Source organism: Lamprobacter sp. (assembly GCF_034860625.1).
Lineage (GTDB): Bacteria > Pseudomonadota > Gammaproteobacteria > Chromatiales > Chromatiaceae > Lamprobacter.
This window is the reverse complement of the sequence record NZ_JAYESN010000518.1, coordinates 1-1,366: the sequence shown is the minus strand read 5'-3', so window position 1 is coordinate 1,366 and position 1,366 is coordinate 1. Positions and strand designations below refer to the sequence as shown.

General features: G+C 57.2%; 2 protein-coding genes and 1 pseudogene. All 3 read left to right on the top strand.

Annotated features, from left to right (window positions below):
- Window positions 1-247 (top strand): annotated as a pseudogene (locus tag VBE63_RS29405) (AAA family ATPase); the annotation flags it as partial.
- On the top strand, window positions 244-801 hold the full coding sequence (locus tag VBE63_RS29400) for a DUF4276 family protein (protein WP_323686515.1): 558 nt from the start codon (window positions 244-246) through the stop codon (window positions 799-801). The pseudogene VBE63_RS29405 and the gene VBE63_RS29400, both read left to right, overlap by 4 nt.
- Window positions 802-808: 7 nt before the next feature.
- On the top strand, window positions 809-1,366 hold a 558-nt coding region (locus tag VBE63_RS29395; protein ID WP_323686514.1), incomplete at its 3' end, for an AAA family ATPase.

Genomic DNA, 1,366 nt, shown 5'->3' with positions numbered 1-1,366 from the left:
TTGGGAGCTTGCCGAGGAATTTCGCGCCTATGCCGAGCAGGGTGGACAGGTCTTGGTCTCCACCCATTCGCCGGACTTTCTCAACGCGACACAACTCGATGAAGTCTATTGGCTGGTTAGAGAGCAGGGCTCGACCAAGGTCAAGCGTGCGCGCGATGATGAACAGATTTCCGCCTTCATGGCCGAGGGCGATCAGATGGGCTACCTCTGGAAGGAGGGATTCTTTCGTGGGGCCGGGCCGCAATGACGCATTTGGTCTTCTTTCTTGAAGAGCCATCAGCGAAAGAACTGTTGCAAGGCATTTTACCCAGGGTGCTGCCAGAGCAGTGCACGACGCAATTTGTCGTCTTCGAAGGCAAACAGGATCTGGAGAAGCGCCTGCCTATCCGCTTACGTGCCTGGCGCCACCCTGAGAGTCAGTTTGTCGTGATGCGTGATCAGGATTCGGGTGACTGCAAGGCGATCAAGTCCAGATTGGTCGCGACATGCCGCGCGGCGGGGCAGCCCGATGCCCTGGTGCGGATCGCCTGTCGTGAGCTAGAGAGCTTCTATCTTGGCGATCTGGCAGCGGTGGGTCGCGCGATTGGTCCGCAGCGTTTGGCGAAACAGGATTGGAGCGCAAAGTATCGTGATCCAGATCGGCTCGTGAATGCCGCTCAGGAACTCAAGCGGCTTGCCCCGAGCTACCAGAAGGTCTCAGGATCGCGGGCGATCAGTCGGGAGCTGGATCCGTCGCGCAACCGGTCTCGCAGTTTCAATGCCTTGATCTCTGGAATCCAACGTCTTGCAGGACAGCGATGAGACCAACATGCTAAAGCACCTCAAGATCACCAATTTTACGGCCTTCGGGAAAGCAACCTTCGATTTTTCCGAAGGGCTCAATGTCATCGTCGGGGCCAACGGGACCGGCAAGACTCACGTCCTCAAGCTCGGCTATCTGTTTACGCGCGCTTGGTCAGACCTGTCGAAACAACGCCTGTCGCCAGAGGGAAAACGCGCGGAAGCTTACTTCGAAGAACGGCTGATGGGCCTGTTCCGCCCCGAACAGCTGGTTCATCTCGCCCGTAAGGGTGCAAGGACCCCGACCAGGCTTGACGCTGAGGTCACGGGTAACAGACCGACAGCCAGACTCTCCATGCCCCATGCGAGGCCGCCGGCTGGAATCCCTGAATCCCTGCAATGGGAGATTGGCATTGATCGGGACGAGGCGAAGATTCATACCGCACGACTCATCAATCGGGTCGCTGCCAAGTCGATATGGCCCGCCCCCATCTTCGTGCCCAGTAAGGAGATCGTTTCTTTTTTCGAGGGACTCATCTCCTTATTCGAGAACTACAAGATCACCTTGGATGAAACCTACCGAGAT